Origin of the sequence: Shewanella sp. 11B5 (assembly GCF_002836795.1) — a bacterium.
In the GTDB taxonomy this organism is placed as follows: domain Bacteria; phylum Pseudomonadota; class Gammaproteobacteria; order Enterobacterales; family Shewanellaceae; genus Shewanella; species Shewanella frigidimarina.
The window spans coordinates 1-5,250 of sequence record NZ_PJAP01000547.1 but is presented as its reverse complement, the minus strand read 5'-3'; the positions used below and the strand labels follow the sequence as shown (position 1 = coordinate 5,250).

The 5,250-nt window shown below is 41.8% G+C and carries 3 protein-coding genes and 2 pseudogenes; 4 read left to right on the top strand and 1 reads right to left on the bottom strand.

The window, feature by feature from the left end; translation table 11 throughout:
• Nucleotides 1-197: 197 nt before the first annotated feature.
• A complete protein-coding gene (orn, locus tag CXF78_RS12880) occupies nucleotides 198-743 on the bottom strand; it encodes an oligoribonuclease (protein WP_011638756.1) in 546 nt (181 codons plus the stop codon).
• 112 nt (nucleotides 744-855) lie between these two features.
• Between orn and rsgA the strand changes: the two genes are divergently transcribed.
• From rsgA to CXF78_RS12860, 4 genes and pseudogenes are all read left to right on the top strand, one after another.
• Complete coding sequence (rsgA, locus tag CXF78_RS12875) at nucleotides 856-1,917, top strand: small ribosomal subunit biogenesis GTPase RsgA (protein ID WP_102037023.1); 1,062 nt, start codon at nucleotides 856-858, stop codon at nucleotides 1,915-1,917.
• Between the two features lie 85 nt (nucleotides 1,918-2,002).
• Entirely contained in the window at nucleotides 2,003-2,839 is an 837-nt protein-coding gene (gene asd, locus CXF78_RS12870) for an archaetidylserine decarboxylase (RefSeq protein ID WP_257984905.1), read from the top strand.
• A 5-nt stretch (nucleotides 2,840-2,844) separates the two neighbouring features.
• Nucleotides 2,845-3,716, top strand: a pseudogene (locus tag CXF78_RS12865) (DMT family transporter).
• An 18-nt stretch (nucleotides 3,717-3,734) separates the two neighbouring features.
• Nucleotides 3,735-5,250, top strand: a pseudogene (locus CXF78_RS12860) (mechanosensitive ion channel protein MscS); the annotation flags it as partial.

Here is a 5,250-nt window from a genome sequence, read left to right as displayed (position 1 = left end):
GTACTGGTTGCTTCATTGTAACAATCAACAAGGTATCGTCTTTCAACCTATGCCAACTGAGCTAATGTCGCATACTTTCAAATTTCATTACAACTTTCTATGACTCAGAGTTTGGCGCTCTGTAGAAAGTTGAGGCCGCATTATAGGTAAATTTTACTATGCTGCAACCCCCTTTTTAAAAAAAATTGTTCGATTGGTTAAATTTTAAATACTTCTTTGCGATAAAACTGCATTTCAGCAATAGATTCCTTAATATCTTCTAATGCTTGGTGAGTATTTTTCTTGCTGAAGCCATTCATTGTTTCAGGACTCCAACGACGAACCAATTCTTTAACTGTGCTGACATCAATATTGCGATAATGAAAGAACTCTTCAAGTTCCAACATGTACTTATTCAAAAAGCGACGATCTTGACCAATACTATTACCGCACATTGGCGATGCGCCTTTAGGCACGTACTGAGCTAAAAAATCAATCGTTTGTGCTATCGCATCTTGTTCAGAACATTTACTGGCACGCACACGGTCAACTAATCCAGACTCTCCGTGATGTTTTTGGTTCCAATCATCCATGCCTGCTAGTACTTCATCGGTCTGATAAATGGCTAGAACAGGGCCTTGAGCAATGATATTGAGTTCTTGATCGGTCACTAAGGTTGCAATTTCAATGACTCGATCGACATCTGGTTCTAAGCCTGTCATTTCCAAATCAACCCAAATTAGATTATTCGCATCAACAGCCATTTATGCCGCCTTATGTTATCTGTCGCCTAAATTCAGGCATTTTTATAAAAGAGTGTGTATCATACTGTTTTTTTGACACACAAAAAAACACCTATTTAATGAAGATAAGCCAGTGAGTAAAAAGAAACCCCTAAGCCAAGGCCAATTACGCCGAATGCGAGCGAATCAAACCAAGCGATTAAAGCGCGGTGACGATGACACTCAACAAGCTGAGTTACAGGATAACCTCTTAGGCCCTGAGCAAGCTGGAGTGGTTATTTCGCGCTTTGGTCAGCATGCCGACATCGAAACGGCTGACGGTACTGTATCGCGGTGTAATATTCGCCGGGCAGTAACCAGTTTAGTTACTGGTGATAAAGTGGTGGTCAGACTAGCGACAGAAGTCCAATCTGGCTCCAGTATCGGTGGCATTGTCATCGCCGTTCACCCTCGAAAATCTTCTTTAACTCGACCAGATTTATACGACGGCGTAAAAATTATTGCCGCCAACATCGATCAAATCTTAATTGTGTCATCGGTATTGCCCAGCTTTACCACTCAAATTATTGACCGATACTTAGTGGCTTCAGAAGATACTGATATCACACCAATCATCATTTTGAATAAAATTGATTTATTGGATGAGACTAATCGTGAAGAAATTGAAACAGCCTTAACGCGTTACCAAAATATTGGTTATCAAGTTTTCCGCGTCAGTAGTCACACAGGTGAAGGCGTTGAAGACCTAAAAGAATTACTCAATAACAGCGTCAGTGTTTTTGCTGGTCAGTCTGGTGTTGGCAAGTCGTCATTAATCAATGCATTAATGCCTGATGCTGAACTATTGATCGGAGATGTGTCTGGCAACTCAGGTTTAGGACAGCACACTACGACCACGGCCAAATTACTGCACTTTGTCAGCGGCGGTGATTTAATCGATTCCCCCGGTGTTCGCGAATTTGCCTTATGGCATTTAGATGCCATAAGAGTGGGCTGGTGTTTTGTTGAGTTTAGAGACTTTTTAGGATCGTGTAAGTTCCGTGATTGTAAACATGGCGACGACCCAGGTTGTGCTTTACAGCAGGCTTTAGCTGATGGAAAGATAACCCAAGACCGCTTTAGTAATTACCAACGTATTATTGCCAGTTTAGACGAGCAACGTCATGCACGACACTTCCGTGCTATTTATGAATAATACTCAATAGAATAATATTTTATGGTTCAACCAGATTAGAGAAAAGGGAAACACATTGGACTAAATTAAAATTGCTTTGCAATACATGCTACCAAAACATTTTCTGTCGCGTTTAGTGGGCAAGTTTGCTGCAGCTGAAGCAGGTGCTATCACCACGGCAGTCATTAAATGGTTTATCAAACAGTACAAAATTGATATGTCTGAAGCACAGCAACCTGAGCCCGAAGCCTATAAGACTTTTAATGCATTTTTTACCCGCGCATTAAAGCCTGAACTAAGACCTATCTGCCAAGAAAGTAATATGATGGCGCACCCTGTTGACGGTGCGGTAAGCCAATGTGGTCCAATTGAAGCGGGCAATATTTTTCAGGCTAAAGGCCATAGTTACACCTCTGAAGCATTGTTAGGTGGTAATAAGACCGATGCAGCCCGTTTTGATGGTGGTGATTTTGCCACCATTTATTTGGCCCCAAAAGATTACCATCGCCTGCATATGCCTATTACAGGTACATTATCAAAAATGACTTACGTGCCAGGTGATTTATTCTCGGTTAATCCACTTACCGCTCAAAACGTGCCAGGACTGTTTGCCCGTAATGAACGTGTTGTGGCTATATTTGAAACCGAAGTAGGTCCACTTGCAATGGTACTGGTTGGTGCAACCATAGTTGCCAGTATTGAAACCATATGGTCCGGCACGGTAACGCCGCCAGGTGGTAAACAAGTATTTAGCTGGGACTATCCAACCACGGGTCCAGAAGCGGTCACCTTAGAAAAAGGCGCTGAAATGGGTCGCTTTAAATTAGGCAGTACTGTGGTGATGTTATTTGCCCAAGATGCTATTGAAACATTTGCAGATGGTGTAGAACCAGGTGAAACAACTCGCATGGGGCAACCGTTCGCGAAACTCAAACAACAATAATCAACATGACACCAACTAAACCACACACTGGCTTAGTTGAGTTACATTTAGCCGTACTGCTCTTTGGTGGTACGGCTTTATTTTCTAAACTCATTCCCCTTAGCGCACTTAACATTACCTTTTTGCGCTGTATCATCGCCGCAATGGTACTCGCAGCAATTATCAAAGCGGCCAAACGCCCACTTAGGTTACAACGCCAACAAGATTATTGGGCGGCCTTAGCGTTAGGTACTCTAGTGTGTTTGCATTGGGTAACGTATTTTGCGGCTATGCAGTTGTCATCTGTCGCCATTGGTATGATTGCTTTTTTACTTATCCGGTCATGACGGTATTAATCGAACCATTAATCAATAAAACTCAGCTAAAACCTGTCGATGTGATATCCGCTATCGCGGTATTAGCAGGAGTAATAATGCTGATCCCTGAGGCTAATCTGAATAATGACACCACCTTAGGCATTATCGTTGGCATTATTTCAGCGGCTTTATTTACCAGCAGAAATTTACTTCATAAACGAGTATTTTCGCAATATAGCGGTCCGCATGCTATGTTTTACCAAATACTGATAACCTTAATTCTATTGAGTCCATGGCAAGATGTTGCGGCCCAGCACATTAGCCAAACCACTTGGGGATTGATTCTGTTACTTGGCATCGTTTTCACCGCCTTACCTCATGCGTTATTTACTACAGCACTGCGTTTTTTAAGCGCGAAAACGGTGGGGTTAGTGTCGTGTTTACAGCCGTTTTATGGTGCAGTGCTCGCATTGTTGATTTTAGACGAGCAACTCACAACAAGAACCCTTATCGGCGGAACCATTATTGTGGCAACGGCTTTATTTGAAACCCAACAAAGTCATCAAAAAAGTAGAGCATAATCACGCAAATTTGCTACCATGGCCATACTCCAACCTGAGCAAAGTATTATGTTACGTTTAGCGTGTTTATTCTTGTGTTTCCTTATAGTTAATACACTGTCGGTTTCTGTATTTGCCAATACTCCCCTAACCCTAGATAAGCGCTTGGGGCTCAATAGCCAAGCCGAAAATCAGCCGCTTGATATCACATCTCAAATTGCAGAACTGCAAAGCAGCATTGAAAAGCTGCAAATAGAACAGCAAACCTATACCAATATTGAACAATCTAACAACGAAACCAAACTATCACTAGCAGGGCAATTACGCGAAGCGCAAATAGCATTGACTCTAGATGCGGATATCGATCTTGATCAGCAAGCCTCAATGGCCTACTTTCACTTATCGGAATTAAAAGAGACTGAGTCCAGCCTTAATGATAAGTTGCGCCTAATTTCACAACGTCAGACACTATTACCAGACTTAATAGTTCAGGCACAAAATGCCTTAACTCAGCATAATAAAACCCTCCAAGTCCCAATTGAGACTCCGTTAGGCCAACGTAACAAACTTCAAGCTGAACTGCTGGCGCAGCATATTGCGACCTTGCAGTCGGAACGTTTAGCTAACCCTAAGCAATTAGAGATTACCCAATTACAACAACAGCTCAATCGCTTATCGTTAAGCCAACAAGAAACCTTTATCGAGCTTATCAACAAACATAATATTGAGTATCGTCAGCAGCAAACCGCAGACACCATAGCCAACAACTTAATTGATGCTCAAGAACTGGCCGACCCATTATCTCAAGATTTAAGTAAGTTAAATCAGCACTATGCAGAGCAATTACAAAAACTTACTAGCAATATAAAATCTGCGATAGAGAAACAACAACGCATTGAAAAACGCTATCAATCTCAAAATGCACAGCTATCAAACGTGCTTGAGCAAATTACCTGGGTTAAAACTAATTCTGCATTCGGCGATCGTTTCTTACAAATGCTGCAATCATTGCCTAAACCGCCCAATCTCGACAAATTGCAAACAGAGTTAGCTGACACACGGCTAGAGCGCTACCAATTAGAACAACAACAAGCGCTAAATAGTCAGCAACTCGATGACAGCGAAATGTTTAATGAAACCCAAGTCAAATTATTGCAATCACAGCAAGTATTGATAGAGCAGCTACTGCAAAGCTACGATCGATACCTGGCTGAATTTGCAAAATTGCGTATTGGTTATGAACAGTTAAATCAACTGCACAACACATTAAAAAATACTCTTAATGAGCATTTGTTTTGGGTACCTAACGCCCCTAGCATTGGCGCATTATGGCTAATTGATTTGAGCCACAGTAGCGTTTGGTTGCTGCAGCCAAGTCAGTGGCAGTCATTACAGCAAGCGTGGTCCGAACAGAGTAATTATTGGGCTTGGTGGGGTATTTTATTATTGTGCTGTTTAATGGCACAAGACATGCTGACACCTAAGTTCAATAAAGCGATTGGACGCTATGCAATTTTTGTCGGTAATGTGACTCAAGATAAATTCAAATACACCA

Excerpts from the sequence above, each read along its gene's own strand:
- orn (WP_011638756.1), bottom strand. The coding sequence starts at position 743 with ATGGCTGTTGATGCGAATAATCTAATTTGGGTTGATTTGGAAATGACA.
- asd (WP_257984905.1), top strand. The coding sequence starts at position 2,003 with ATGCTACCAAAACATTTTCTGTCGCGTTTAGTGGGCAAGTTTGCTGCA.